The sequence below is a fragment of the Brevinematia bacterium genome, from assembly GCA_039630355.1.
GTDB lineage: Bacteria > Spirochaetota > Brevinematia > DTOW01 > DTOW01 > SKYB106.
In genome coordinates this window covers 1-24,996 of sequence record JBCNVF010000052.1, presented here as the reverse complement: position 1 = coordinate 24,996, position 24,996 = coordinate 1, and the positions used below count along the sequence as shown (strand labels likewise).

22 protein-coding genes and 4 tRNA genes are annotated in these 24,996 nt (G+C 37.1%); 13 read left to right on the top strand and 13 right to left on the bottom strand.

Annotated elements, in window-relative coordinates:
- Positions 1-2,527: DEAD/DEAH box helicase family protein (locus tag ABDH28_04045; protein ID MEN2998186.1), on the bottom strand; the 2,527-nt coding region annotated here is incomplete at its 3' end.
- Between the two features lie 655 nt (positions 2,528-3,182).
- On the opposite strand from ABDH28_04045, the gene ABDH28_04040 reads away from it, so the two are divergent.
- From ABDH28_04040 to ABDH28_04025, 4 genes are all read left to right on the top strand, one after another.
- Positions 3,183-3,545 (top strand): hypothetical protein, encoded by a 363-nt coding sequence (locus ABDH28_04040; GenBank protein MEN2998185.1) that lies wholly within the window; start codon positions 3,183-3,185, stop codon positions 3,543-3,545.
- Between the two features lie 6 nt (positions 3,546-3,551).
- Entirely contained in the window at positions 3,552-4,895 is a 1,344-nt protein-coding gene (gene radA / locus ABDH28_04035; protein MEN2998184.1) for a DNA repair protein RadA, read from the top strand.
- A gap of 146 nt (positions 4,896-5,041) precedes the next feature.
- Entirely contained in the window at positions 5,042-5,563 is a 522-nt protein-coding gene (locus ABDH28_04030) for an STAS domain-containing protein (protein MEN2998183.1), read from the top strand.
- Complete coding sequence (locus tag ABDH28_04025; protein MEN2998182.1) at positions 5,532-7,316, top strand: GAF domain-containing SpoIIE family protein phosphatase; 1,785 nt, start codon at positions 5,532-5,534, stop codon at positions 7,314-7,316. Before ABDH28_04030 ends, ABDH28_04025 begins: the two co-directional genes overlap by 32 nt.
- Before the next feature lie 13 nt (positions 7,317-7,329).
- Here the strand turns inward: ABDH28_04025 and ABDH28_04020 are convergent, their stop codons facing one another.
- From ABDH28_04020 to ABDH28_04010, 3 genes are read right to left on the bottom strand one after another with little or no spacing between them, the layout of a single operon-like run.
- On the bottom strand, positions 7,330-8,025 hold the full coding sequence (locus ABDH28_04020) for an MBL fold metallo-hydrolase (protein MEN2998181.1): 696 nt from the start codon (positions 8,023-8,025) through the stop codon (positions 7,330-7,332).
- A gap of 27 nt (positions 8,026-8,052) precedes the next feature.
- Positions 8,053-8,547, bottom strand: coding sequence for a hypothetical protein (locus ABDH28_04015; protein MEN2998180.1), 495 nt, complete (start codon positions 8,545-8,547; stop codon positions 8,053-8,055).
- Position 8,548: 1 nt separating this feature from the next.
- Entirely contained in the window at positions 8,549-9,598 is a 1,050-nt protein-coding gene (locus ABDH28_04010) for a hypothetical protein (GenBank protein ID MEN2998179.1), read from the bottom strand.
- A 394-nt stretch (positions 9,599-9,992) separates the two neighbouring features.
- Between ABDH28_04010 and ABDH28_04005 the strand changes: the two genes are divergently transcribed.
- Entirely contained in the window at positions 9,993-11,165 is a 1,173-nt protein-coding gene (locus ABDH28_04005; GenBank protein MEN2998178.1) for an MFS transporter, read from the top strand.
- An 85-nt stretch (positions 11,166-11,250) separates the two neighbouring features.
- A complete protein-coding gene (flgB, locus tag ABDH28_04000; protein ID MEN2998177.1) occupies positions 11,251-11,682 on the top strand; it encodes a flagellar basal body rod protein FlgB in 432 nt (143 codons plus the stop codon).
- Here the strand turns inward: flgB and ABDH28_03995 are convergent.
- The 3 genes from ABDH28_03995 to ABDH28_03985 form a co-directional block, all read right to left on the bottom strand.
- Positions 11,663-13,528, bottom strand: coding sequence for an ATP-binding protein (locus ABDH28_03995; protein MEN2998176.1), 1,866 nt, complete (start codon positions 13,526-13,528; stop codon positions 11,663-11,665). The two genes, flgB and ABDH28_03995, sit on opposite strands and share 20 nt — an antisense overlap.
- Positions 13,522-14,220 carry a type 1 glutamine amidotransferase gene (locus ABDH28_03990; GenBank protein ID MEN2998175.1) on the bottom strand — a complete coding sequence of 233 codons (699 nt, stop codon included), beginning with the start codon at positions 14,218-14,220 and terminating at the stop codon, positions 13,522-13,524. The genes ABDH28_03995 and ABDH28_03990 overlap by 7 nt, the downstream gene beginning before the upstream one ends.
- Positions 14,221-14,302: 82 nt before the next feature.
- The gene (locus ABDH28_03985; protein ID MEN2998174.1) at positions 14,303-15,709 is read right to left on the bottom strand and encodes a sodium:solute symporter family protein; all 1,407 of its coding nucleotides are present in this window, start codon (positions 15,707-15,709) and stop codon (positions 14,303-14,305) included.
- A gap of 237 nt (positions 15,710-15,946) precedes the next feature.
- Here ABDH28_03985 and ABDH28_03980 point away from each other — a divergent pair, with 237 nt between their 5' ends.
- Together ABDH28_03980 and ABDH28_03975 are read left to right on the top strand one after the other, a co-directional pair.
- On the top strand, positions 15,947-16,240 hold the full coding sequence (locus tag ABDH28_03980) for a molecular chaperone DnaJ (GenBank protein MEN2998173.1): 294 nt from the start codon (positions 15,947-15,949) through the stop codon (positions 16,238-16,240).
- 1 nt (position 16,241) lies between these two features.
- Positions 16,242-17,042, top strand: coding sequence for an inositol monophosphatase family protein (locus ABDH28_03975; protein ID MEN2998172.1), 801 nt, complete (start codon positions 16,242-16,244; stop codon positions 17,040-17,042).
- 84 nt (positions 17,043-17,126) lie between these two features.
- Here the strand turns inward: ABDH28_03975 and mreD are convergent, their stop codons facing one another.
- Together mreD and ABDH28_03965 are read right to left on the bottom strand one after the other, a co-directional pair.
- A complete protein-coding gene (gene mreD / locus ABDH28_03970) occupies positions 17,127-17,618 on the bottom strand; it encodes a rod shape-determining protein MreD (GenBank protein MEN2998171.1) in 492 nt (163 codons plus the stop codon).
- 3 nt (positions 17,619-17,621) lie between these two features.
- Positions 17,622-19,415, bottom strand: coding sequence for a V-type ATP synthase subunit A (locus ABDH28_03965; protein MEN2998170.1), 1,794 nt, complete (start codon positions 19,413-19,415; stop codon positions 17,622-17,624).
- 218 nt (positions 19,416-19,633) lie between these two features.
- On the opposite strand from ABDH28_03965, the gene ABDH28_03960 reads away from it, so the two are divergent.
- From ABDH28_03960 to folD, 4 genes are all read left to right on the top strand, one after another.
- Positions 19,634-21,640: a hypothetical protein gene (locus tag ABDH28_03960; GenBank protein ID MEN2998169.1), complete on the top strand. Its 2,007-nt coding sequence runs from the start codon at positions 19,634-19,636 to the stop codon at positions 21,638-21,640.
- A gap of 338 nt (positions 21,641-21,978) precedes the next feature.
- Positions 21,979-22,050, top strand: a tRNA-Glu gene (locus tag ABDH28_03955).
- A gap of 14 nt (positions 22,051-22,064) precedes the next feature.
- A complete protein-coding gene (gene rpmF / locus ABDH28_03950) occupies positions 22,065-22,310 on the top strand; it encodes a 50S ribosomal protein L32 (protein ID MEN2998168.1) in 246 nt (81 codons plus the stop codon).
- 5 nt (positions 22,311-22,315) lie between these two features.
- Positions 22,316-23,164 (top strand): bifunctional methylenetetrahydrofolate dehydrogenase/methenyltetrahydrofolate cyclohydrolase FolD, encoded by an 849-nt coding sequence (gene folD, locus ABDH28_03945; GenBank protein ID MEN2998167.1) that lies wholly within the window; start codon positions 22,316-22,318, stop codon positions 23,162-23,164.
- Positions 23,165-23,191: 27 nt separating this feature from the next.
- Here folD and ABDH28_03940 read toward each other — a convergent pair.
- From ABDH28_03940 to ABDH28_03925, 4 genes are all read right to left on the bottom strand, one after another.
- Positions 23,192-23,274: transfer RNA gene (locus tag ABDH28_03940), tRNA-Leu, on the bottom strand.
- Between the two features lie 5 nt (positions 23,275-23,279).
- Positions 23,280-23,352, bottom strand: a tRNA-Lys gene (locus tag ABDH28_03935).
- An 11-nt stretch (positions 23,353-23,363) separates the two neighbouring features.
- Positions 23,364-23,437: transfer RNA gene (locus ABDH28_03930), tRNA-Arg, on the bottom strand.
- 39 nt (positions 23,438-23,476) lie between these two features.
- Positions 23,477-23,599 (bottom strand): hypothetical protein, encoded by a 123-nt coding sequence (locus tag ABDH28_03925; GenBank protein ID MEN2998166.1) that lies wholly within the window; start codon positions 23,597-23,599, stop codon positions 23,477-23,479.
- 391 nt (positions 23,600-23,990) lie between these two features.
- Between ABDH28_03925 and ABDH28_03920 the strand changes: the two genes are divergently transcribed.
- Positions 23,991-24,996, top strand: a 1,006-nt coding sequence (locus ABDH28_03920) for a hypothetical protein (GenBank protein MEN2998165.1), incomplete at its 3' end; no start/stop codon positions are given.

Genomic DNA, 24,996 nt, shown 5'->3' with positions numbered 1-24,996 from the left:
TTATCAAAATTTCGTATTTCAACTTGTCAGGATTTAGACCTTCAATTTCTCTTACTGCTTTTTCCTTCTCTTCTTCCCTAAAAGTCTCCGATTTTATCTCAACTATAATCATCTTACCATCTTTCTTCTTTATCAGAAAGTCAGGAACATAGTTGTGCCATCTACCGTCTTTGCCTTTATATTCAAAAATAAAATCTGTCTTGTTAGGGTCTGTGATTGCTCCTGTATAATAAATATCTTCAACATCTGCCGGGTCTTCGTTTAACATCAATAAAAGTTGTTCAAAAAAATCCTTCTCCGGGTTTGAGTCAAAATTGTAAGGTGTGTAATGAAAACCAAGTTCAAGTTGGTTATTTTGTTTGAAACTTTCGTATCTCAAAAGAAGATTTTCTTTATCTTTATGGTATATTATTTCTGTTACATAAACTGACTGTCCGTCTTTTTCTTCCTTACTAAAACCTTGAGGCTTAATTAAAGCAAGGGCGACTTCTACAATCTCCTCCGATATTTTATAGTTTTTTATCTGCTCTTCTATTTGTTTTTTTATTTCCTCAGTGTGACTAACAGGAATTTCGTTTTCAGGATATAAAAGTTTTAATTTTTCACAAACTTGCATAAGAGGTAGCCTGTAAGTAGAAGAAAGTTCAACAGAGAAGGAATATACATCTATGAAATCTTCCTCTAATACAAAACGTTCCTCTTGTTTAGCAATAAGGACACCTTTTCTGTCAGGTATATCTTTAAAGTCAAGTATAACTTTTTTAACTTCTTTGACATTATCCTGCGGTTTTTTAATTTTTACTTTTTCAAAATTTATTTTTTCTTGTGTTGGTATTACCTTTAGAATTTTCTTTTTAAGTAAAATAGGTGGTATCTTTGTTTTTCTTACAACTAGTATTTCTTTCTTAAGATCTGTTGGTGTCATATTTAACTCCCGCAGTGTCTCCCCATAAGTTTCCTTAAGTTGAGAGTCTAAAATTTTCACATTCCTAGAAGAAATATAAATCTTAGCTTTGTGATTATTTCCCGGAACTTGACGCAAACACCTACACGCAGCTTGAAGACAAAAATTATTACTTGCTCTAAGTTCCCTTGCTAACGCTGTAGCAAAAAGTGAAGGACAATTCCATCCTTCAGTTCCTTTGTTTACAAGAAGAAAGACCCTATATGGTAGATTAGGGTCATTTACTCTGTTGTCAAATAAATCTTGAATCTCAGGTTTAGAGTCGCTGTGAACCTCTAAAACAATAGAAGGATCAAATCCAATACCTATCAGTGTTTTTTCTACAACAGGTTTCAATTTCTGCAGATCCTCTATTTGTGGGAAGTAGATCGCAATTTTAGCAGGACTACCATCATAGATTTTAACATCCTTATAATTTTTAAAAAAATCTTGGATAACATCTTTTATAAAAACCTCATCTTCCACTTCCTCGTAAGAGACTATATTCCCTCTCACCTCTTTCAGTATTCCGTCCTTAATTCTTTGAGATAGACCATACCAATAGACGACATCTTTTAGTAGTTGCCTCTCATAATATGGTGTTCCTGTTGTGTTGACAACTACTATTAAATTAGTCTGTTCATTCAAGTAATCAACTGTTTGTCTTACCCTTTTAAGCTCTTCTCCAAGCTTCATTCCGTATGTGTGGTGAGCCTCATCTGAAAAAACAGCTAAGTTAGGTAAAGATGCTATCGTTTGCAAACGTCTGTTAGCTACTTCCTGCTTTATAACATCTTCTTGAGAGTCATCTGGAAATAAATCTTTAATTAGTGATTTAGTAATCGCCTGTTTTTGTATTCTTATCTTTTCAGTGTTGGTAACTACTATGTTGAAACTACTTCCCTTTATAACAGGTATATCCTTCTCTCCATCTCTTGTATACGTAAATTTCACTGAGGTTATAAACTCTTTATACAACCTTGGTGGGAGTATTTTCTCATAAGGAATTTCAGAAAGTTCTTTTAACGCTCCTAATATAGTTTTACACGGGGCAAAAACTAATGCATTTTTGACAAACGGACCATCTGGATACTCCAAAGCCATAGCAAACTCTGTTGCAATAATAGATCCAATCAAAACAGTTTTACCTGCACCCATCGCTAAAGCAAAAATATAACTTGGATAACTTAACAAAAGCGTTTCACGAAGAGCTTCTAATCTATATTTTCTAACAAAGTTATCATCTGTCTTTATCCTTTCAAATACTGAATCCACTCCTCCTTTACCCATTGTTTCAATTAAATCCTCTGAAATTGAAATACTAAGAGATTTAAGGAGGTCCACAGGGCTTGTATAGACTCTCTTATATAACTCAAAAATATGTGGTGTATTTTCAACGAGTCTTAAGTACCAGTAAGTCTCAAGAGCTTCAAACTGTGCTTTTCTCAAGAAACGTAAACTACCTATTTCAGAATCAAGGTTGAAGTCCATAATTTCGGAGATAGCAGTGAAGTCAGATTTATATCCACTTCTCCTCCACTCTAATACTCTAGAATTTAAATCAGCATGTAGTTTATTAAACATCACAACCTATACCTCCGCGTTTAAATTTTACCATTAGATTTTCCTTTTGATCTATTATTGCGAAATATTTCACTCATATGCTACCTCCCTTACTTTTCCATAAACACAGATTTAAACACCCTTGTTAATGCGATATCAAAAAGTAATCATTTCGTAACCTTATTGTAAGATAACCTCAATATCTCTGTCTAGTTAATTTTAAGTTTGAGTATAGTCTTTTTGTCAGCAACACCGATACAAAAATCTATCATCCATCAAGGTCTTCGTTTTATCCTTTTCACTACACCTCCAAAGTAGGTGTCTATTGAAATCAACGTACAAGTCATATCTTATCTCCTAGACCACCTAGAAAAACCCATAGTTTTTTAACCGCCTCTCTGTAAGCCTATTTAAAGCCTTTTCTTTCTTCTTCGCTTAGATGGACAAAGGGTGATAAGATGCCTGAGAAATTACGGTAAGTAGATCTCCAACGAATATGATCATACTTTGTCAAAAACTCAGCATCACTCAAAATAGTCTACTTCCCCAAACCAACACCCTTTTCAGAATGCAAAAAGATTTTACTTCAATAGATTCCAAAATTCGGAAATTCAATCTTGATAGCCGTTGCTTACAAATTTTTAACTCAACCGCTGAGATTTTTAAAATTACTTTTATGAAGAGATACAGTATCAGAAGTGTAGACTTCTCTTCATTTGAAGAACTATTTGACTTCATCAACAGAAACAGTATTGAGCTATCCGAAAGCGAAATTAGAGAAATTGAAGAGCTTTTGGTCAAAGAGGATGAGACTGGTAAATGGTGTCTTCTATTTGCAGAAAAGCTTAAGGACAGAATTGATGTTAAAAAGCTGGAAGAAGCTGTGATTGAAAAAGATAAAACCGGGCAACTATGTTTCGTTTTTGCTAAAGCTATACCTGAAGCTGACGTAGAAAAGTTAAGAAAAGCAATTTATGAAAAAGATACTACGGGTGTATGGAAGCTGAAAATTGATGAACTTAAGATTAGAGGGAAGTAGAAAACTATGCCACGGGCTAAAACAGTATTCGTGTGTCAGGTATGCGGTTATGAATCTGCGAAATGGTTAGGAAAGTGTCCTTCATGCAATGAGTGGAATACTTTTGCCGAAGAGGAAATAGAAGAAGAAAAAAGAAGCAAAACCGTAATAATACTTGATAAACCTGCTCCTAAAAGGATATCCGAAATAAAGTTTTCGGAACAAAACAGGATCCCTACGGGGCTTAGACAATTTGATAGCATAATGAGTGGAGGTTTGGTTCAGGGGCAAGTGATACTAGTTGCCGGGGAACCCGGAATAGGCAAATCAACTCTAATGCTACAGATAGCAAAAAGTCTGTCAAGGCTAGGAAAAGTCTTATACATCAACAGTGAGGAATCAAATGAGCAGATAAAACTCAGAAGCGAAAGGATAGGAATAAGAGATGAGGAAATTTTCCTTTTTCCCGAGGTCAACTTAGAAAGAATACTTGACACAGCTCTTTCAAAAGAGTTCAAGTTCATGATAGTAGACTCAATCCAAAACATTTACTCTGAGAGGTTTCTATCTTCACCCGGAAGCGTAACCCAAGTTAGAGAAGTAGCATCAAGGCTTACGGAAATAGCAAAGTACAGAGAGATCACTACCTTCCTTGTCGGGCACATCAATAAAGAAGGAATGATAGCAGGTCCTAAGACTATTGAGCATGTGGTAGATACAATCGTAGTAATAGACAAAGACAACAAGGGCAACTACAGAATTCTGAGAACTATCAAAAACAGGTTCGGGCCTACTAATAGTGTAGCAATATATAATCTCACCTCCAAAGGTCTTGAGGAAGTTGTTGATACCTCCTTTCTAATCAGTAGCACTCCATCCCTTGTTGGTAGTGTTCTATGTCCAGTTGTTGAAGGTATAAAAGCTCTGGTAGTTGAGGTTCAATCTCTTGTTAATCCTACTCAGTTTGGTTTTGCTAGAAGAACAGCAGATGGAGTAGATATCAACAGACTCTATATGATCTCAGCCATACTTGACAAGTATCTTGACACAAAGCTCTCAAGCTACGACATATACCTTAACATCACTACTGGATTTGAAGTTAAAGAAACTGCTACAGACTTAGCAATAGCTTTTTCTCTACTCTCAAGTCTTAAAAACAAGGAAATCTCAAGAGACGTAGCAATCTTCGGTGAGTTAGGACTTGGTGGTGAAGCAAGACCTGTTCCTTGGATTGATCTTAGGATAGAAGAGCTCAACAGAATCGGAATTAAGAAAGCTATAGCACCAAAAGGAAGCAAACTTGATAGCTTTGAAACTCAAATCCAGATCGAGGAGATTGAAAACGTTTATGATCTTCTACAGTTCGTGTAAACCACACTCTTTGGAAGTCCAAATAGGGTTAAGAGTTAAGAAACTTTCTTTTTACACACTCAACCATTCAATAGTGTTGGAATGCGTAAGAATTTTAAAGTTTTTTTGCATCTTGAAATTTTATTCTAAATAATTATGTTATAGTTATGGCCGGTTCAAATATATCAATCTATTTCACATCAGACGGCATCCTAGTTAAGGTAGTAGGCAAGGGAGTTGTAGAATACTGTAGAGATCTAAAAGAGGACCTAGAAAAGCTTATATCCGAGTATGAGAAACTTAACCTATATTTTGACCTATCTGAAGCTACTCACTTAGACAGCACATTCATAGGGCTGATGGTAGTGTTTGACAAAAAGCTCTACAACAATAATAAAGGAAATTTCTTCATCCTTAATCCTCAACCTAAGATAATAGAAATCCTCTCATCAATGGACCTTATAGATATTCTCAGAATAACAAATGTAGATGTGCACATTATAGGCAAATACAAGGACGTTCAAGCTAACATACAAAAAGACATAGTGGAGCTTAAGCTTTTAATAGAAACTCACAATCATCTGATCCAAACTGGGGGAAAGAATAAGGAGCTTTTCTCATCCCTGGAAAAAGTTCTTAGAGAAGAGCTAAAAAAGTATGAACAAGAAAACGGACAAACAAAAGAATAACCTCTCCAAAATACTGGAGATAAACAAAAAGATAAGTTCTTACTCAAATCTTCGTGATATTTTAGACAACATTCTCCTATCTGCAAGAGAACTATTCAACTCCATAGGAGGTTCTCTATTATTAGTTGATAAAAGTGGCAAGTATCTAAAATTTGAAGTTGTCCATGGCGATAGTAGGGAAAAACTTGAGGGATTCAAAATTCCAGTAAACAAGGGTATTGCAGGGTATATATTTACAAAAGGTGTTCCAGTGATATCCAATAACACTGACAAGGATCCAAGATTTTTTAGGCAAGTTGATAAGATAACTGGACTAAAAACCCAAAAGATTTTGGGTGTACCTCTGATTAAAGACGGCAAAACAATAGGCGTAATTGAAATAGTTAACAAGATTGATAACAGCGATTTTACCAAAGAGGACCTTGATCTTCTAAGCATTTTTGCAGAACAAGCAGTAATTGCAATAAATAACGCCATTCTTATAAAGAAGATTGAAGATAGGGCAAAAGAGCTTGAGTACCTCTATGAGATAAGCAACTTTACTATCTCATCAATTCAGAATAGCAAAGAGTTTTTTAATAAAGCAGTCAATCTCATAGCTAAAATAACTAACGCATCAAGAGTCTCAATAATGATGCTGGATGAAAAAAGTAATGTTCTCAAGATAGTCTCTTCAATAGGTATTGATCACAATATTGCTAGTTCAGTTACAGTAGGACTAGATGAAATTCTCAGACCTTCCTTAATAGTCTTTAAGGAAGGAAAACACCTAATCGTTCCCGACGTAGATAAAGATAAAACATTCGGACCGAATAAAAAGCTAAGATACAAGAAGAACTCGTTTATGATCTTTCCTATAAAAACCCACAGTAGCATAATTGGGGTTTTAAACATAACCGAGATGGAGAAAGAAGTTAGCAAAATTGAAAAAGAAGATATAGAGCTTCTACAACTCATAGCTAATGAGATAGGTTCAGCCTACGAAAGTATAACAATGTATGAGAGAGAACTGGAAAAGAAGGCTCTGGAGAGAGAAATTGAGATAATGACGAAAATCCAAAGAGACATGCTACCAGATAACTTCAACTTAAATCCAAAGCTAGATATATGTTTCTATGTGCAACCTTATAGAATGGTTGGAGGAGATTTTTACGATATTTTCTACATTTCGGATAAAAAGCTATGCTTTTTCCTTGGAGATGTTTCTGGTAAAGGGCTACCAGCTTCACTATTTATGGCTGCCGTAAAATCAACCGTCAGAGCTCTAGCTTTTGAGCTAAAAGACCCCCGTAAGATACTGGAAGCTTCAAGCCTCGTATTAGCACAACCTCCAGAAACAAGTATGTTCTCATCAATCTTCATAGGAGTAATAGACCTAGATGAAAATTCTCTAACCTTTTCAAATGCTGGACATGGGCAACAATTTCTGCTAAGAAACCAAAACATCATCCCTCTCCACACTAAGGGAATACCTCTAGGAATCTACGAGAAAACCAATTACTCTCAAGAGAAAATTCACCTTATGGAAGGAGACATTATAGTTGTGTATTCGGACGGTATAGTTGAAGCTGTCAACGAGAAAGAGGAAATGTTCGGTGAGAAAAGAATTGTGGAGATTGTTAAGACAAATCACCACCTCACTGCTCTGCAAATAAAAAACTCTCTCATCAGCACTGTCAAGAAATTCAAAGTTGATAATATCAACTACGATGATGACATTGCTGTAGGAGTAATCAAAGTATTACAACTTTAAATCCCTCAACTTACTACTTTCGGTATTCCAGAAGAATAACAACATTTTCGCGTTGTAAATCTGGAGGTTGGATGGTATAGTTCCAGTCTTTTACATAAACTATATCCTTAAAGCTTGAAACAAACTTCTCTGGACCATCTATATTCCAAGTTTTCGTAACATCGGTTCTATAATGCATAGGAATAACAATCCTTGGAGATAATTTTGCAACAATCCTTGTAGCAACACTTGAGTCAATCGTGAAGTATCCCCCTATTGGCACAAAAAGTATATCTACTTTACCTATTCTAGTAACATCTTCAGGTTCAAGATCATGCCCTAAATCCCCGAGATGACATAACCTAAACGGAACAGAAGAATCGTGAAATTCCAGAACGAATATGGAGTTCTTACCTCTAATCTTACCCATCTCCTCGTCATGATAAACAGAAACATTGAATATCCTTAGCCCCATATATGTTGTATCTATCCCAACCCAACTGCCATTATTCACACCCTTAAAAACTCTCGGCATTCCCAATCCGAGCCTTACATTGTTATGATCAAAGTGTTCATGAGACATCGTTATTACATTGCACTCCAAAGGTTCAGTATTATACCCCAAAGACTTATCAAAAGGGTCCATCAGAATCCTCACACCCTTTTCATTCTCCAAGAGAAAGCAAGAATGTCCAAGATAACTTACTCTCAGAATACCATTTATCGCCATAAATTTACCTCCATATCACAGAGAATTTTATTCCATCAACTTCAAAGTTTCAATATTGACAACTTTCTCTTTGTCGTTAAACCTAAAAAACAGCCTCCTGTCGTACTTGATGTTGATATTCTCAATACCTTTACTTATTGAAACCTCCTTAACCTCATGTTGATTTGAAACAACTATCAACACCACTTCCTTTAGACCAGAAGGTTGAAAGATTATGTTTACCATCCCCTCAATAGGCATTGAGATCCTTATATCAACCTTACTATCTCCTAATTCTATACTCTCCTTTATCAGAAAGGTAGCTCCCTTAAACCACCTCTCAAAGTAAGATAAATCAATAACTCCAAACAGAAACATAACAACAGCAATTAGTATAACTCCTCCAAATATCCATCTCCGCACAATTTTCCTTTTTTTCTTCTCCTTCTCAAAGTAATCAATATGTCTATTCAGCCTTTCAATATCCTCTTCCTTCAAGTGATAGAAATCCTTGTATTCCGGCGGTAGCTTTATCTTCTCCATACTAAAACCTAAGTTCCCCAAGAACAGATACTCTAAAAGGAGGCATTGAGTTTGTAGTAGTATTAAATACTAAAAACATAGGTTGAATTTTTATAAGGATGTTATTTTCTTCAAACCCTATAAAACAACCTACCTCCGAAGAAAAACCCACCTGTGTAACCGGCAACAATAATCCATATAATCCCAACGTCCCCTCAGTTCCTATCAACAAATTCCTGAACAAAGACAATCCTACCAACAACCTCACATCAATATCTGAAACACTCTGACGTCTTTGAACTCCTTTACAAAATGATGGCTTAATAAGAAATGTTACTATCTGCTCAAAACCCCAACTTCCGTCAGCTGAGAGAAAGTTCAACCTTTCTTCAACAAGAGCATATATATTTTCCACATTTATTGAGAAATTGGTAAAGGGCAATCTGTCAATTCCAACAACAATACCAGCATTCAAGTGTCTAAAAAAGGTTCTAAGTTCAGCTCCAGCTCTGAACACATTCTCTGACGCTCCGGCGAACACTGACAACATTACATCTCTATACCTCCCAACTATCTTCAACCCCACCGACCCTGCCCCATCATCACCTCTGGAATTTCTATAAAAATACGGGCTGACAGAGAGAGCCTCCTGAAGTAGAGGGATATCAAAACCTATTCCTGTTCCATCAATGCTATGCCACCCTCTTAAGTCAAGATCCCTATCTAGCTGATAAAACCTTGTCTGGAAACTTGAAACATAACCAAGATGTTCTTTGTTACCATACCAATAAGTAACCTTAAACAACCCTAAAACATTAACAAAGAACTCAACCTTCTCAACATTTACAGATATATTGGATAACGCCCCGTGAGATTGAGGTGACAGTACAAGCCCACCTCCATATTTATTACCACCATAAACCTCCAAAAGTATATCTGAGAAAAACTGTGTCTGCTCCTGATATATATGGGAATAGCCCTTCATTGAGGAAATAACAACAATTTCACAAAAACCTCTACTACCAAAAATTAAGACCAATGTAATTACAATAGCTATTTTTACTTTAATCATACTATACCCCCAATACTACCACAAATTATTATACTACAAGTTCTTGACTATATCAAAATTAGATCTCTAGATCTCGCTAAGAAACTGGTAGAACCAACAGAACTCAAAGCTAGGATTAAAAGTTTTTCTACTTCTCAATTCCTGTCGGAACTGGAAATATTTTAAGTGCCTAGAATGCCTACCGTAAAGAGATATTACATAATTACAATACTACCAGAATCAAGAAGAATTAGTAAATGGTAATTAGAGTTGTGTCTGTTTACTCAGGAAAAACTGGATTTACTGAAAAGCTAAAATTTAATTTGACTTTGCCTATACAACTCAAAGAATATTGTGTCAAAAACTCAAAAAAGGAATATCAAAGGTTCATAAATAACAGTGTCTGAAAGGGGTTATGATACTTGAGCAAGAAAAAAGAGCTATAATAAGGTTCATCATACTCATGGGAGTAGTTAGTCTTTTTGCTGACATGGTTTATGAGACTGCTAGAGGTGTAATGGGCCCCTATCTTGGATACTTAGGAGCTAATGCTTTTGCGATCGGGTTAGTATTTGGAATAGGAGAATTCCTAGGATACTTCTTAAGAATCTTTGCGGGAGCAATCATTGACAGAACAAGAAAATACTGGTCCTTTGTATACATAGGTTATGGAGCTATAGCTTCAATACCACTTCTTGCATTCGCTGACTACTGGCTTGTTGCTGGAACACTGATAATAATGGAAAGAATAGGTAAAGCCATAAGATCTCCTGCTAAAGATACCATAATATCAATATACTCAAAAAACCTAGGTAAAGGACTCACTTTTGGAATTCATGAAACTGCAGATCAACTAGGAGCTGTTGCTGGACCCGCTCTGTTCTACCTTCTACTACTAGGACTTGGATATAAAAACTCATTTCTCGTTCTTTTCATTCCTTTCTTACTCATGGTAGGTGCAATAATAGTAGCAAAAAACTATTCAAAAAAGATAGCCGTTGAAGTATCAAAGGAAGAACTCTCTAACAATTCCAGAAGCAACACCTCAGTATATCTATACCTTGCTTTTATATTCCTAACAAGCTTAGGATTTATTGGATTTCCGATCTTAAGCTTCCACGCAGTAAAAACTAAACTCATAAGTGACACTCTCATTCCTCTTATCTACTCTCTTGTCATGGTTCTAGATGCACTGGTTGCAGTGCCAATAGGAATTCTCTACGATAAATTTGGAATAAAGGTTATGACGTTTCTACCAATAGCTATATCAATAACTGTAGCATTTGGACTATCAAACAACATACTTCTCCTCGTGATCGCACTACTTCTCTGGGGAGTAATAATGTCATCCTATGAAACAGTAGTTAGAGCTTATGTCGGAGATAATGTATCTTTAGCAGAGAGAGGAACGTTTTATGGCATATTCAACACCATACTAGGATTAAGCCTAGCACTAGGTAACTCAATAGCAGGGTATATCTACGAGATAAACAAAAATCTGATCATCTACTTAGCAATCCTGATAGAAATAATAGCTATGTTTCTCATAATCCCTCTCATAACTCGTAGCGGTGTTAGAAATAAATAACTCTACTTAAAAATTCCTATCTTGGAAAGGTTAGCTTGCTCTCACAAAAGTTAAAATTCCCTAAAAAATTCACGAGAATTCTAGTGTGATATTCTCAACATCAACCAAAGATGGTAAGCTGATAGACATAATAAAAAGAGGACTGAATGCAGTAGTAGTGAGACACAACGTAATAGCTGACAATATAGCTAATGCTGATACTCCAGGGTTCAGAAGAGCTGAGGTATCATTTGAATCTCAACTTAAAAGAGCCCTAGATTCCGAAAAGAAACCTAAGTATCCAGCTAGACTAACCCACGAAAAGCACATACCTTTTGAAGAAGTAATAGACTACCGCACCGTGAAGCCTAGAATCACTATTGACTATGACACGTTTTACAGAAATGACAAAAACGGTGTGGATATAGACAAGGAGATGGTAGATTTCACAAAAAATGCTATGAGATACAACTTACTAGTAGAAATGTATAACAGAAACACCAAGAAAATAGAAATGATCATGAGATCTTCTGTTTAGCATCATAGGGTAGGAAAATCATCACCTTAGTTCCCTTACCTTCCTCACTTTTAACTTTCACAACTCCCCCGTGTTCCATAACAATCTTCTGAGATATAGAAAGCCCTAGACCAGTACCATTAGGTTTTGTTGTAAAGAAAGGATCAAAAATCTTCTCCTGTATGTCCTTAGGTATTCCTACACCGTTATCCTCAACAAATACCATCACACACCCATCACTAGAGCAATCAACACTTCCTATCTTTATCCTACCATTTACTCCGCTTATAGCCTGAATTGAGTTCAGTATGATGTTTGTAAAGACCTGAAGTAGGAGATTATAGTTTCCCTTTATCACAATCTCCTCACTAACAGTATTTTCAACTTTTATGGATTTTTGGTTTATCTGATACATAAGCACATCCAACGCTTCGTAAATGACAGAGCTTAGCGAAACATCGGATATCTCATACCCCACAGGTTTTGCAAATCTTATAAAGCTATTCAGCAAATTTATTATTCTCTCAACATCCCTTGAGGTAACCTCTATGAATTTCTCTATAAACTTTGGATCATCACCTTTAACCTTCAGTAGCTCAATAAACCCGCTTATTGAAGTTACAGGATTTCTTATCTCGTGTGCAATTCCAGATACCACTTCTGACATCATATTCATCTTCTCAGAAAGGATGTATCTATTGATCAGTTCTTTACGATAAGTTACATCCTCCACAGTCCACACTATCTCCGTAACTTTGCCCTGTTCGTCAAGTATAGGTTGAGCTTTGACTTCATAAAACCTACCATCAACTTGTAGCTCTACTCCTTTATCAAACTTACCCTCATTGTCTTTAGAAGATTCTATCAACTTCTGAACTAACTCTCTAAACTCCTCTTTGTTAGTATACTTAACGTTGTATTTGCTGTCAGTCATGACAATTATGCTACCAATATTGGAAAGAATCTTCTGGTTAAGTTGGTTTAAGAAGAAAAGATCCCTGAACATTATGTAATTCTTTATAATTATCCCCACAGGGTTCAAAAGAACCCTAAGCTTTTCTATGTCAGTTTTAGAAAACTCCACATAGTTTATTCCAATCCTCTTGTTAGCTAAGAGAACAATGCCGACAATCTCATTTTCAAACTTTATTGGGAAAAAAATAACATTCTTCAAACCTTTGGTATTGATATGCAAAATCTTTTCAATCTCATTAACCTCCAAAACACTGATCTCATCAGACCTATTTGCCTGTTTCAAAGCACTCAAGATATCTCTAGTTACTTCTTCACTTAGCCCCAAGTGAAAGCTGGAAATCGGCGTTAAATCATTACCAACTATCATTATACTTCCAACTTCCACACTTGTTTCAGCCATGATATTATCCAGAATATAAGCCAAAAATAACTCTCTGTCTAAAGGAGTAGTTATTGACTTATAAAATGATAGTAAAGCTTCAAGCTCTCCGATTCTATCTATTATATTAGCAGTCAACTCAACCATATCAATCACATCCTTAACACTTAGCGCTATCAACTTGAAGACAGAGATTTCCCTTATCCCTAACTCTTGGTAATTACTAAGACCCACCAACACAAGCTCTGACTCTTTACTCCTAAAATAGAACGAAATGAGGTTATATCCACCATAGTCACCAAAAGTAAAGGGGATTTTAAACTCTGTATAATTCTCCTTCGTTACATTGAATATGTTTACTAGGTCCTGTTTGGACAAAATTCCTTCAGACTTTAGTAAGATGATCTTTTCATCCTGGTCTACTATTGCTAACTCGGAGAAACACTCAATAAACGAAAATATATTTAGAAGCTCCTCTAGCTTCTCAATTAGGGTAAATTCTTTTCTTACCATACACTATTCACAAATAACCACCAAACTAAATCATCACTGATTTTCCTCATTTCACTAGAATACATATCAAATCCACTAAGTATCTTTTGAGTCTCTTCCTCCGAAATCTGAGCAACCCTACACCACTCACTGACATCCTCCTTTTTTGCTTCTAGGTGAAACTGAAGACCATAGACATTCTTTCTGTATCTAAACCCTTGATTTAAGTATTTGGAAGAAGTTATAATCCTTACAGCATCTTTTGGAAGATCAAAGGTATCACCATGCCACTGTAAAGCCATTATTCTAGGATAATACTTTGAGAATACCGCATCCTTTGCACCATCTCCAGTTATTTGAAGCTCATACCACCCTATCTCTGCACCTCTATCACCTCTATACACCCTAGCTCCTAGAACACTAGCTACAATCTGTGCTCCGAAGGAAATACCAATCACAGGCTTGTTACTCTCAATAAATTCCTCAACAACTTTCTTCTCGTAGGCTATAAAGGGGTACCTATCTTCCTCATATATAGACTGGAAATTACCAAGAATTACCATTCCAGAGTATCTACTAGCAATCAAAGTTTGACTTCCCAACTCTTGCAAATGACTTGCTTCCACACAAGAAAAACTGATAACATACCTTTTTAAGCTTTCCTCAACATATCCTAACCTCTCCGTAGCCGAATTCACCACAGCCAATATCATACAACTCAAGTATACCACCCCATAGAACAATTTTTCAAATTTCTTCTACAACACTTCCAAAAATCCTCACCAAACTCGGTAACTACTTCCTCTCCACAGAAAAGATCCCAATATGTCCTTCCCTGACTCTCCAAAAAGTAGCTATTAGAGATACCACGGTGTTAATAAAAAGAACATACAATGTGTAGTTAGGAATCTGAAGAAATGGAAGTATCTCACAAAGAAGTATATAAAGCGTAGTCACCGAAAGCAAAGAAAACATTAGAATTTTTCTGGACTTTGGAATCACTACTTCTCTTCTAAGGAGTTTAATAAGCAACGAAGAAAAGACAATAGGCGCAACTGTAGAGGAGAACACTTTATACGCTATCAGTAAGGTAGGAATTATACCTTTTCCAAAGACAGCTACTACCGTAGCTACCAATATCACTAAAGCTGAAACTACCCTTATAAACCATACATTTTCAAATATTCTTTTCTCACCGAAGATTGAGGGTAGTAAATTTCTTGAGAGAACTGCAGTAGCCGTAACCAGTATCACATCTGCTCCAGACAAAGGTATTGAAATCAGAGCTACTAATACCAATGGCTTTGCTTCCTCAGGAACTAGAGAGAGAGAAAAAATAGGAATTATGTTATCTGGGTTTTCCACATTGCTAAACACTGCCCTACTTAGCACTCCAACTGCTACTATGAAAAACGAAATTACCAAAATTAGAAATGCTGAAAGCAAGACAGCCTTTCTTGCAATGCTACTATCCTTGGACGAGAATATCCTTGAATAGATATCAGGACCAAACAGGTATGATAACCCAACTGATGTAAATACCGTCAACAGCAACGATAAGCTAAATTTTTCACTAATTCCAAACTCTGCATTCATAAGCAACTTAGGCGAATAGCCAGCTTTGGAGAACACTAAATAAAATATTAGTCCAATTCCAACTACCATAAGTAGAACTTGAAGAAAGGAGGTTTTTATAGCCCCTACTTGCCCCCATACAAATGTGTAAATACCGAATATTAAAGCAAATACAATAAATGAAAGTATTTTATCACCAACCACAATTTGTGTAATATTACCCCCAGCAATTATCTGACCAGCTAACACAGAAATCCAAGCAACTAGTAACACAAAGGACGATAACCCTCTTATAGCCCTGCCATAGTTTCCTTCTATCACATCAATGATCGTAACCCCCCTAAGAGAATATATCACCTTTGCAAAGAAAATACCTAAAACAACAAGAAAAATTACTCCTGACAATGTCCACCATATCGCATTCCACCCAAGCTTATACCCCCAACCAGCAAGCCCAAATACAGAAGAAGCTCCAAAAACCAAAGCAACAAGAGACATAGCAATCTCAAATACACCTCCCCTACGACCATATACAGTATACTCCTCACTACCTACCTTCACAAACTTCCTAGAAAAAGCTAAAATAACCCCCAAAACACATAGAAAATATAAAAAGAGATAGATCATAGTTAACTATTATAAACAACTAGTTAACAGGTTCTCTACATAGGATAGAGTCTAAGATTCACAACTAGGTTAGTTTTTTCTTGGAGTTTCTTATCAGGGACTAGGTGAATTCTCTTTTTAGTAGGCGCATAAGAAGCTTGGTGTGGAGTTAAGTTTTATAGCTGACGAATGCTGTCTGGAAGCGAAAGTTGGGTTTTTGAAAGTGATGAAAAGATTCAGAAAAAATATAATTTTACTATGAATTACGAGAGGCTTTTGGAGGCCATTGAGTTCTTTGGGATCAGAGAGAAGATTTCAATTAGGTCTCTTAAGAGGATATATAGGAATATATCAAAGAAATTTCATCCTGATAGAGGTGGTGATATAGATGAGATGAGAAAAGCCAACGAGTTTTATAGGATACTTATGGAGTATTTAGAAACTTATGAGATACCAGTTACAGAAGAGGAGATAATTCGTTCTTCTCCTACTGCTTTTATGTATTTCCAGTATTACAAGAAGCAAGATAAAGATGGTAGGATAGGGTTTTGATATGAACTACAGAGAAATGGTAATTGATGCTATGAATATTGCTAAAAGGGCTGGTGAGGTTTTGAGGGAAGGGTTTTACAGAATTTTGGAAGGGGGGATAGAGTATGAACTTAAGGGTTATGCTGATCCTGTTACGGAGTATGACAAGAGGTCAGAGAGTATTGTAGTTGAGGAACTTTTGAGTAAGTATCCGAGGTCAGCGATTCTTTCCGAAGAAGTTGGTGAATATTCTTTGGGGGAGGGTGTAAGGTGGATAGTAGATCCTCTTGATGGGACTGTTAACTTTATACATGCGATACCCTTTATATCAATATCCATAGCTTTGGAAGTTGACAATGAGATAGTTGGTGGTGTTGTTTACAATCCTGTGCTTGATGAAATGTATTATGCAATAATTGGTGAAGGTAGTTATTTCAACAATAGAAGAATTTTTGTTTCAAAGGTTTCATCGGCACAGCAATCTTTGGTTGTGACTGGTTTTCCGTATTTGAGGGAAGGCAGGGTTGAGGAACTAATGAAACCTTTACCAACGATAATTAGGGATTATCAGGGGTTTAGAAGAATAGGATCTGCAAGTATAGATCTTGTGTATGTGGCAAGAGGTAGCTTTGAAGTATTCTACGAGGAGAACTTAAAGCCTTGGGATACATCTGCTGGGAAGATAATAGTTGAGGAAGCTGGTGGCAAGGTAACAGATTACAGAGGGAATAAATATACCATAAACTCCAAGACCATTATAGCTTCAAACGGCTTAATTCACGATCAAATACTTTTGCTACTGGAAGGTGTTTCGGAGCCATAGTAGACAAATGCGTTTTTAGTTTTTCTCTTAGGTCACTCTGGCATTGAATTATTGAAACTTAGAGACAGTGGATAGAGCTTAGCCTTACACTTCTAGGTAGTATTCTCTATGCAACAGAGAAGTTATTTTATTAGACAGCCACATCATAGGAAATCCAAAGATGAAGTTTATTATGCCCTCAACCACCATTGCTATATACCACTCTCCTAGCGAGATGCTTCTGAAAACTAAGAATATAGCGAAAAGAGAGAGATATTTTATAAATGTGCCGAGTAATGAGACTATTGGGATTGTAAATAGCATTTCAAATATAAATATTGTTTTGAAGAACTCAACACTAAGTGCTACGGTAGCAAAGGCTATGGAGCGTGTGCCTACTGAGGACCCAGAAAGTATGTCCATCACAAGTCCAACTATAGCTCCTAGAATTATTCCTTGTGATGTTCCAACTTTGAAGGAGTAATATATAATGAATATCATCAGGAGGTCAGGGAAAAATCCAAAAACTTTGAGGTTGGGTATACTTTGTAGCACCATTAAGGCACCTATTATTACAATAGCCCAGACTCTTCTCATAACTTACGAATACCTATCTCTGATCATCTCATACTCAGTAACGAGATTTTTCTCAATCTCGTCTATTTTTTCAACTTCCTCATTGGGTACTTCTATCTTTATTCGTATAATTTCAGATATAGATTTCATATTCTGTATTTCACTAACAGGGACCCGGAAATTGACAACCAAGTCGTGCGTGAGTTCGTAAAGCTTTAGCATTATCTTTGCCATTTTGATTTGTTTTTCTGGCGAGCAGTAGGAGTCGATTTTATCATAAGCTGTTTGCTGTAGGAAACCTACCTTTATGACTCTAGCAATCTCAAGTATTAGTCTTTCGGACTGAGGCAAAGCGTCCAATCCAATGATTTTTACGATTTTCTGGAGCCTGTCTTCTCTTATCAACAGATCCATCATTTTCTGTCTTATCTCCTTGTAGTCGGGGTCAATTTTACTCCACCATTCTGTGACTGTATCAACGTAGAAGCTATAGCTTGTCATCCAGTTTATTGATGGAAAATGTCTCTGACTTGCTAAAGATTTATCTAGTGCCCAGAAGCACTTTGTGAATCTTTTGGTGTTTTGGGTTACGGGTTCGGAGAAGTCACCACCTGCTGGAGAAACTGCACCGATTATGGTCAAAGAACCTTTGGAGTGTTCTAAAGTCTCAACAAAACCTGCTCTTTCATAAAATGCTGCGAGTCTAGAGCCGAGGTAAGCGGGGAATCCTTCCTCAGCAGGCATTTCTTCCAGCCTACCTGAAAGCTCTCTGAGTGCTTCAGCCCATCTACTGGTAGAGTCAGCCATAAGTGCAACATTATATCCCATGTCTCTAAAATATTCACCAATGGTTATACCTGTGTATATTGATGCTTCTCTAGCAGTAACTGGCATATTTGAAGTATTGCCGATTATAACTGTTCTTTCCATAAGGGGTCTTCCCGTTTTGGGATCAACAAGCTTTGGGAAATCTTCAAGAACCTCGGTAAGCTCATTTCCTCTTTCTCCGCAACCCACGTATACTATTATATCTGCATCTGACCATCTAGCAAGCTGATGTTGAGTTACGGTCTTTCCTGTGCCAAATCCCCCAGGAATTGAAGCTGTTCCACCTCTAGCAATAGGGAAAAAGAAATCTATAACCCTTTGTCCTGTAAACATTGCTTCAGACGGAATATACTTGTTGTTTATAGGTCGTGGTATCTTAACTGGCCATTTATGATACATTTTGAGTTCTTGTTTACCTACAACCGGATCCTCAAGCACGCATATAACATCACTGACTTTGTATTCTCCCTCACTAGCGATATACACAACCTTGCCAGACTTATCAGGCGGAACGAGAACTTTATGTATTATTCTTGTAGTTTCGGGGACTTCACCTATTACCATTCCGCCGTGTAATATATCTCCCTCCTTAACAATTGGTTTAAAGTGCCACCTTTTTTCTCTGTTTAATGCTGGTAAGTCAATTCCTCTAGGTATAAATATGCCATACTCATATATTTCGTCCAGTGGTCTCTGAATTCCATCGTATATTTTTGATAGGAGTCCAGGACCTAGTTCTACAGATAGAGGCTCACCTGTTCCATAAACAAAATCTCCCGGCTTAACTCCTGAAGTGTTTTCGTATATCTGGACAATAGCCTTATTCTCATTCAAAGAGATGACCTCTCCTATGAGCAGATATTTTGAGACCCTAACGACTTCCATCATCTTGAGATTTTTAACATCTCTCACAATCGCAATAGGTCCATTGATCTCCTCTATAATTCCAGCAACATTACCCACCACTTTGCTCTCAGTAGTTTCAACCATATTCCCACCTTCACAAACATATTTCAAACAATTTTTACAAAAACCACAAACTTTTGTCAAATTGTAATAAATCTGAAGTTTGGTCATCGGAAACACTGCAAATACTATCGCTCTTCCTTAATCTCTACCAAACTCTGCTACAAACTTCAGTTATGAGCACTTGAAAATTTTGTTTTTTGTATTATAATACTCATAATACTCCTAAAGAGGAGGTAAGTATGAGAGGAGTAAACTTACTTTCAATACTAACAATTTTTTTGCTGATGCTTCCGATAGTAGCCTTAGTTAACACGAGCTGTACTCCAGAACCGACACAGCCACCATCTTCTGGACCTGGTGGAGGTGGTGGAACTCAAGAAAATGTTACAATCTCTGGGAAAATAACCAACTACTCGGATGGTTGGAAGCCCTATGCTACCAAAGATGATGTGAATTTTATATACGGCACTGTAGCATCAAGTGGTGAGCCGAGGGATTATTCTATTCAAGTTCCGAAGAATTGGGGAAATGCGAAGGTAGGGGTATACCATGACGCTAACAATAACAACAAGATTGATTCTGGTGAAGAGAGTATTTCAGTCAATATTACGGTTGGTTCTGAGAATATAACAGTACACTTTACGATTATACCACTCCTAACGATAAGTGGAAAACTCGTGGGAAATCCAACTGCTGAATGGAAAGTTGGTGTTACGGTTGGAAGCTGGCCGAATTACGAATACAGATACGGGTCTGTTAATACTTCAACATGGGATTACACTATAAAGCTGGTATCAAACACTTATGTGGTTGAGCTATTCGCATTTAAGGATACTAACGGTAATGGTTCTTACGATATTGGTGAGGCGATAGCGAGAAACGGACTTTCGGAGTTCAGATTGGTAAGTAATATCGTTACCAACATAAACATTCCGAGCCTTAGTAGCATGACTCTAAAAATAGGTGTAACAAACAACGTTTATAACCTCAAGGTTGGAGCATTTGTTTATTCTTGGTCCTACGGCACATACAATCTTAGTGCACCAACAACCTCAAAAGATTATGAGCATACGCTGACAGTGGAAAGCTCACCTGGTGATAATTTAGTAGTGGGCATATACTACGATGATAATAACAATAATAGACTAGATCTCTCACAACAAGGTTCGCATGTTTTCCCACTTGAAGGAATTTTGGAAGCTCAAGGAATTCCATATAGTGCTGGTGAGCAGAAGATTCCGATACATCTTGTTCCACAAGCTGTGACTGGAAGCATTCATTACCTAGGAGGAGCGAGTGGTTTTAAGCCGGTTTTAGGACGAAATCAAGGAATTATGAATATGATGATCCTTGGGTATGGAACTGTTTCAGGAAATAGTTACGAAATAAAGTTCTATACTACTTCTAACAACACTGATTTGACAAATGTTGATCCAGTTATGTTTAAGGATATTAACAATAACTCATTGTTTGATGGAATGACATCAGGAGAACCTTACGTTAACTGGTATAACAGCTACGCAATGGAGTTTGGAGGTACGTTTATTACTAACATTAAAATAAATCCAGAAACCCCTTCCACCAACATTGCAAACTTTGGTATTTTGAAAACAACGGTAAATGTTTCTCTCTCAGGCACAGATGCGGATCAGTTTAAACTCATTGAAGGTGGATTTATTGGAATGTTGAACAACAAATACAAATCCTTACCGGGATCTTACGAAACTTACACTGACACTAACAGAAAAGTTAGTCATCTTGTTATGTTCTTCAAGGACGATAACGGTAACAACACTGTTGAGACAGTATTATTTGGTGGTTTGTTTCAAAATGTGCCCAATGTTTCAGATACTATTGGTGCGAAATTTGTTGTAATATCAAATCAAACTGCAGTTTCGGTAAGTGAAACTCTGATAAGGGCTATTACAACTAATATAATAAATGGTGATTACACTAAAGCAACCAATCCGCAAGTTGTGGGGCAAGGATTTATGGGGATGTCAGGTTCTAATCCTGAGGGTATGGTGTCTTCCGCAGTAAAGGTCACCTCCACTAATGTGGTTCTTACAACATATTCAAGCACAAGTTCTCCTTTCTTTAAGTTTAGTGTAAAAGATGTTGGTAATAGAGGATTTGATAGTCCAAATATAGCTACCAATTCTGCCGGTCAATATGAGGTAATGATTTGGTTGCTAACACCAACGAATATTACAACCAATCTTATGTGGTATATAACCAACCAATAGGTATTTCAGGGGGATCTCCCCCTTTTTTATTTCGTTGATCAAGTTTGCTAATCAGTTCTCAAAAAGCTTTGTTTTAGTGAAGCTGTTCAGTCTCACCTTATTTTAAACTTTTTGCTCACTTAACCTCCTTTGTCTCTAGGTAACATTTGTCAATCATAAACTTTGCTTTACGAAGTCTCTTAGGTGCCTATTGAAAAGAGTATTTATCTGATCCTCAGGGGACTAAGAGAGAGAAACTATACCTAATTGTGAATTTTGGACTTTATTGCCAGCCTCATTAGTATTTTGAAAGATTGTGGGGAGTTGATATAAAATTTTTTGTAGGCTGGAAGGATTTTGCCCCCATCGTCTAGTGGACAGGACACGGGGCTTTCAATCCCGTAGCAGGGGTTCGATTCCCCTTGGGGGCGCAAGGAGTAACGTTATGGGAGTTCCTAAACACAAAAAATCCTACAGAAGGGTGAGAAACAGGAGAACTAGGGTTTTTTATCACACTTTGCCTTTCCCTGAAGAGCTTTATGTAAAGTGTAGTGAATGCGGTAAACTAAAGCTACCCCACAGAGTTTGTCCATACTGTGGTAAATACAGGGGAGTAACATATATTAACTTATCAAGGAGAGAGGAGAGAAGAAGGAGAAAGATGGAGGAGCGAGCTAAAACTAGGATCTAGAGCTTATGCAACTGATTGATGGCAATTTAGTATCCTCTTATGTCAGAGAGAACTTAAAACAATTGGTGTTAAAAAAGAGTTTTAAGATTACTCTAGCAGTTATCTTGGTTGGAAACAATCCTGCTTCCAGAGTTTATGTCTCTGCTAAGACTAGGGAGTGTAGAGAGGTTGGTATAGAAACTAAAGACTTTTTTCTTCCTGAAGATACACGGGAAGACGAGCTTTTGCGTATCATAGGTGAGCTTAACAGAGATGATGATGTTGATGGGATTTTGGTGCAACTTCCGCTTCCAAAGCATATAGATGAATTCAGAATTATAACCAGTGTGTCTCCGTTTAAAGATGTTGATGGGTTTCATCCTGAGAATATTGGCAGACTAGCAATAGGTAAACCTTTCGTAGAGCCTTGTACTCCTAAAGGAATAATTAGACTTATGGAGTATTATAACATACCTATTGAGGGGAAAAGAGCGGTAATTGTTGGGAGGAGCAATATAGTTGGGAGGCCACTATCTTTAATGTTACTTCACAGAAATGCTACGGTTACGATATGTCATTCAAAAACTTCTGACCTTGCTGAAGTTACCAGAAGTGCTGATATTTTGGTTGTGGCTGTGGGGAAGCCTTTTTTTGTAAAGAGTAACATGGTAAAGGAGGGTGCAGTGGTGATAGATGTTGGGATCAATAGGGTGGAACTGGAGGGAAAAAGTAAGGTAGTAGGGGATGTAGACTTTGAGGATGTGAAAAATTTATGTTCTTTCATAACTCCTGTTCCGGGTGGTGTTGGGCCGATGACTAGAGCAATGTTATTGGAAAACACTTATACGCTTGCAATTCGCAGAAGGGAATGTTGAACAACTGAGGTAGTGAAGTAGGTGATGTGGGCAGAGGGGGACTTGAACCCCCACGGGTTTGCCCCATCAGATCCTAAGTCTGACGCGTCTGCCAATTCCGCCATCTGCCCTGGATTGGGTCGTACAGGACTCGAACCTGTGGCCCGCTGATTAAGAGTCAGCTGCTCTACCAACTGAGCTAACGACCCATCCAAGAACACGCGCCTGGCGGGACTTGAACCCGCAACCATTGGATTCGAAGTCCACCGCTCTGTCCTTTTGAGCTACAGGCGCTTCCTTCGCTATAATTATACAATAGCATCCCTATCTCTGTCAAACAAAGTCCCTGCTGTTCACAACTATCTCTCTCTTGCATATTATGCTCCCCCTATGAGACAACTCCCTAGCCTTGCCTCTCTTACTCGCACCTGCTACCACAATAACCTCGATGGTCATTTAACCTCCCTACCTCCATATCTCAAAATTCCCTCATCGCAAGCATCACTATGTTTCTTTCTTCTGCCTCTATCACTCTAGTAATCCTTGCTGGTTACTCTCCGTATCTTCCTGTGTATCTACTTAAGACTCTTTAGGAAAAATCATCTTTGACCTTGGAGGAGTATTATTCTGATATATTTCACAAACGCTTTCCTCTTCTTGTCAGTTCTGCAAAGCCCTCCAGTTATTTCTAGAACACTCTCTCCCAAATTTATTGAAACCCATCTAGGTTTTTTTCATAATTTAGCCTGAAGATTAAGAAAAGAATTGTATGAAATTAGTTACATCAATATTATTCTTACCAACAGTTTTCCGTTTTTTTATCTCTTTCTATTAAAGGAGGAGTTGTATGCTTTCAAGAATAACTTCATTGTTGATTGTGCTTTTGATTTTAGTATCAACAGTGATTGCAGCACTTGATGATATTAGTGATTATTATCAGCTTCCTGAGGGAACGAAAAGCATCGTTATTGAGTTTTCATCCCCTATTGTGAATTTTGGGCAGTATGAGAAAATGATCGAGGAGTTTAACAAGAAAGTCAAGTTGTCTTTTTATCCTAAGCTGGGTTACACCGTAACTTTTATATCACCCTCTAAGTTTGAGATTGTTTTTACTGAGAATCTGAAGCTTTTTAAGATATATACCTTGAGTATAGGAAACTATAGAGAGATAACGGATATAAGCAATAGACCAGTTTCTATAAAAGTTGCCTCCAAGGATTTTAAGGGTATATACAGATTCGTATTGGGGAAGTTTGAGATACAGGATGCCTATGTTGGCTCAATTCGCTGGGAAAAGAATGGTTTTTCGGTAGAATATGTTTTGAAGTTCAGTGGAATTCCTGATCTTGAGAGTTTAAGGGAGAACTTAACCATCTATTCTGGAAATCAGGTGATACGTGACTTTTCGCTTAAATACAAGTCTATCGGCTACGATAGTGTAAGTATACAAATAAATGAACTCGAAGAGGGAACCAAATATAACATAAGCATTGGAGATAATGTTTTGGTGATTGGGGGATTTGTCAAACTAGGGAAGAAGTATAACCTTGAATTCAGTACTCCGGGTAGACTAGAAATAGTTGAAGTAAAACAGATTCTAGGAGGTCATTACTATTATTACGACGAGCAATACTGTTTGAGAATAAAGTTTAATAATCCGTTGGAAGAAACTTCGGATAACAGAAGATACGTAAAAGTCTTCCTAAAACATCGGGAGGGTGAAGTAGAAGACGAAGAAGACGAGATGGGGGTTGATGAAATAGTAATAGAAGGGGAGTATGTGTACATATACGGAGATTTTAAAGAGGGTCAGAGTTGGGAGATACTGTTTGATATGAATTTAACTGACATTT

What these genes read in the sequence shown, in the direction of transcription:
- ABDH28_03980 (MEN2998173.1), top strand. Translation starts at nt 15,947, where the DNA reads ATGAATTACGAGAGGCTTTTGGAGGCCATTGAGTTCTTTGGGATCAGA.
- radA (MEN2998184.1), top strand. Translation starts at nt 3,552, where the DNA reads ATGCCACGGGCTAAAACAGTATTCGTGTGTCAGGTATGCGGTTATGAA.
- ABDH28_03985 (MEN2998174.1), bottom strand. Translation starts at nt 15,709, where the DNA reads ATGATCTATCTCTTTTTATATTTTCTATGTGTTTTGGGGGTTATTTTA.
- ABDH28_03995 (MEN2998176.1), bottom strand. Translation starts at nt 13,528, where the DNA reads ATGGTAAGAAAAGAATTTACCCTAATTGAGAAGCTAGAGGAGCTTCTA.
- ABDH28_03975 (MEN2998172.1), top strand. Translation starts at nt 16,242, where the DNA reads ATGAACTACAGAGAAATGGTAATTGATGCTATGAATATTGCTAAAAGG.
- folD (MEN2998167.1), top strand. Translation starts at nt 22,316, where the DNA reads ATGCAACTGATTGATGGCAATTTAGTATCCTCTTATGTCAGAGAGAAC.
- ABDH28_03965 (MEN2998170.1), bottom strand. Translation starts at nt 19,415, where the DNA reads ATGGTTGAAACTACTGAGAGCAAAGTGGTGGGTAATGTTGCTGGAATT.
- rpmF (MEN2998168.1), top strand. Translation starts at nt 22,065, where the DNA reads ATGGGAGTTCCTAAACACAAAAAATCCTACAGAAGGGTGAGAAACAGG.
- mreD (MEN2998171.1), bottom strand. Translation starts at nt 17,618, where the DNA reads ATGAGAAGAGTCTGGGCTATTGTAATAATAGGTGCCTTAATGGTGCTA.
- ABDH28_04040 (MEN2998185.1), top strand. Translation starts at nt 3,183, where the DNA reads ATGAAGAGATACAGTATCAGAAGTGTAGACTTCTCTTCATTTGAAGAA.
- ABDH28_04025 (MEN2998182.1), top strand. Translation starts at nt 5,532, where the DNA reads ATGAACAAGAAAACGGACAAACAAAAGAATAACCTCTCCAAAATACTG.
- ABDH28_03925 (MEN2998166.1), bottom strand. Translation starts at nt 23,599, where the DNA reads ATGACCATCGAGGTTATTGTGGTAGCAGGTGCGAGTAAGAGAGGCAAG.
- ABDH28_04005 (MEN2998178.1), top strand. Translation starts at nt 9,993, where the DNA reads ATGATACTTGAGCAAGAAAAAAGAGCTATAATAAGGTTCATCATACTC.
- ABDH28_04030 (MEN2998183.1), top strand. Translation starts at nt 5,042, where the DNA reads ATGGCCGGTTCAAATATATCAATCTATTTCACATCAGACGGCATCCTA.
- ABDH28_04020 (MEN2998181.1), bottom strand. Translation starts at nt 8,025, where the DNA reads ATGGCGATAAATGGTATTCTGAGAGTAAGTTATCTTGGACATTCTTGC.
- ABDH28_04015 (MEN2998180.1), bottom strand. Translation starts at nt 8,547, where the DNA reads ATGGAGAAGATAAAGCTACCGCCGGAATACAAGGATTTCTATCACTTG.
- ABDH28_04010 (MEN2998179.1), bottom strand. Translation starts at nt 9,598, where the DNA reads ATGATTAAAGTAAAAATAGCTATTGTAATTACATTGGTCTTAATTTTT.
- ABDH28_03990 (MEN2998175.1), bottom strand. Translation starts at nt 14,220, where the DNA reads ATGATATTGGCTGTGGTGAATTCGGCTACGGAGAGGTTAGGATATGTT.
- ABDH28_03960 (MEN2998169.1), top strand. Translation starts at nt 19,634, where the DNA reads ATGAGAGGAGTAAACTTACTTTCAATACTAACAATTTTTTTGCTGATG.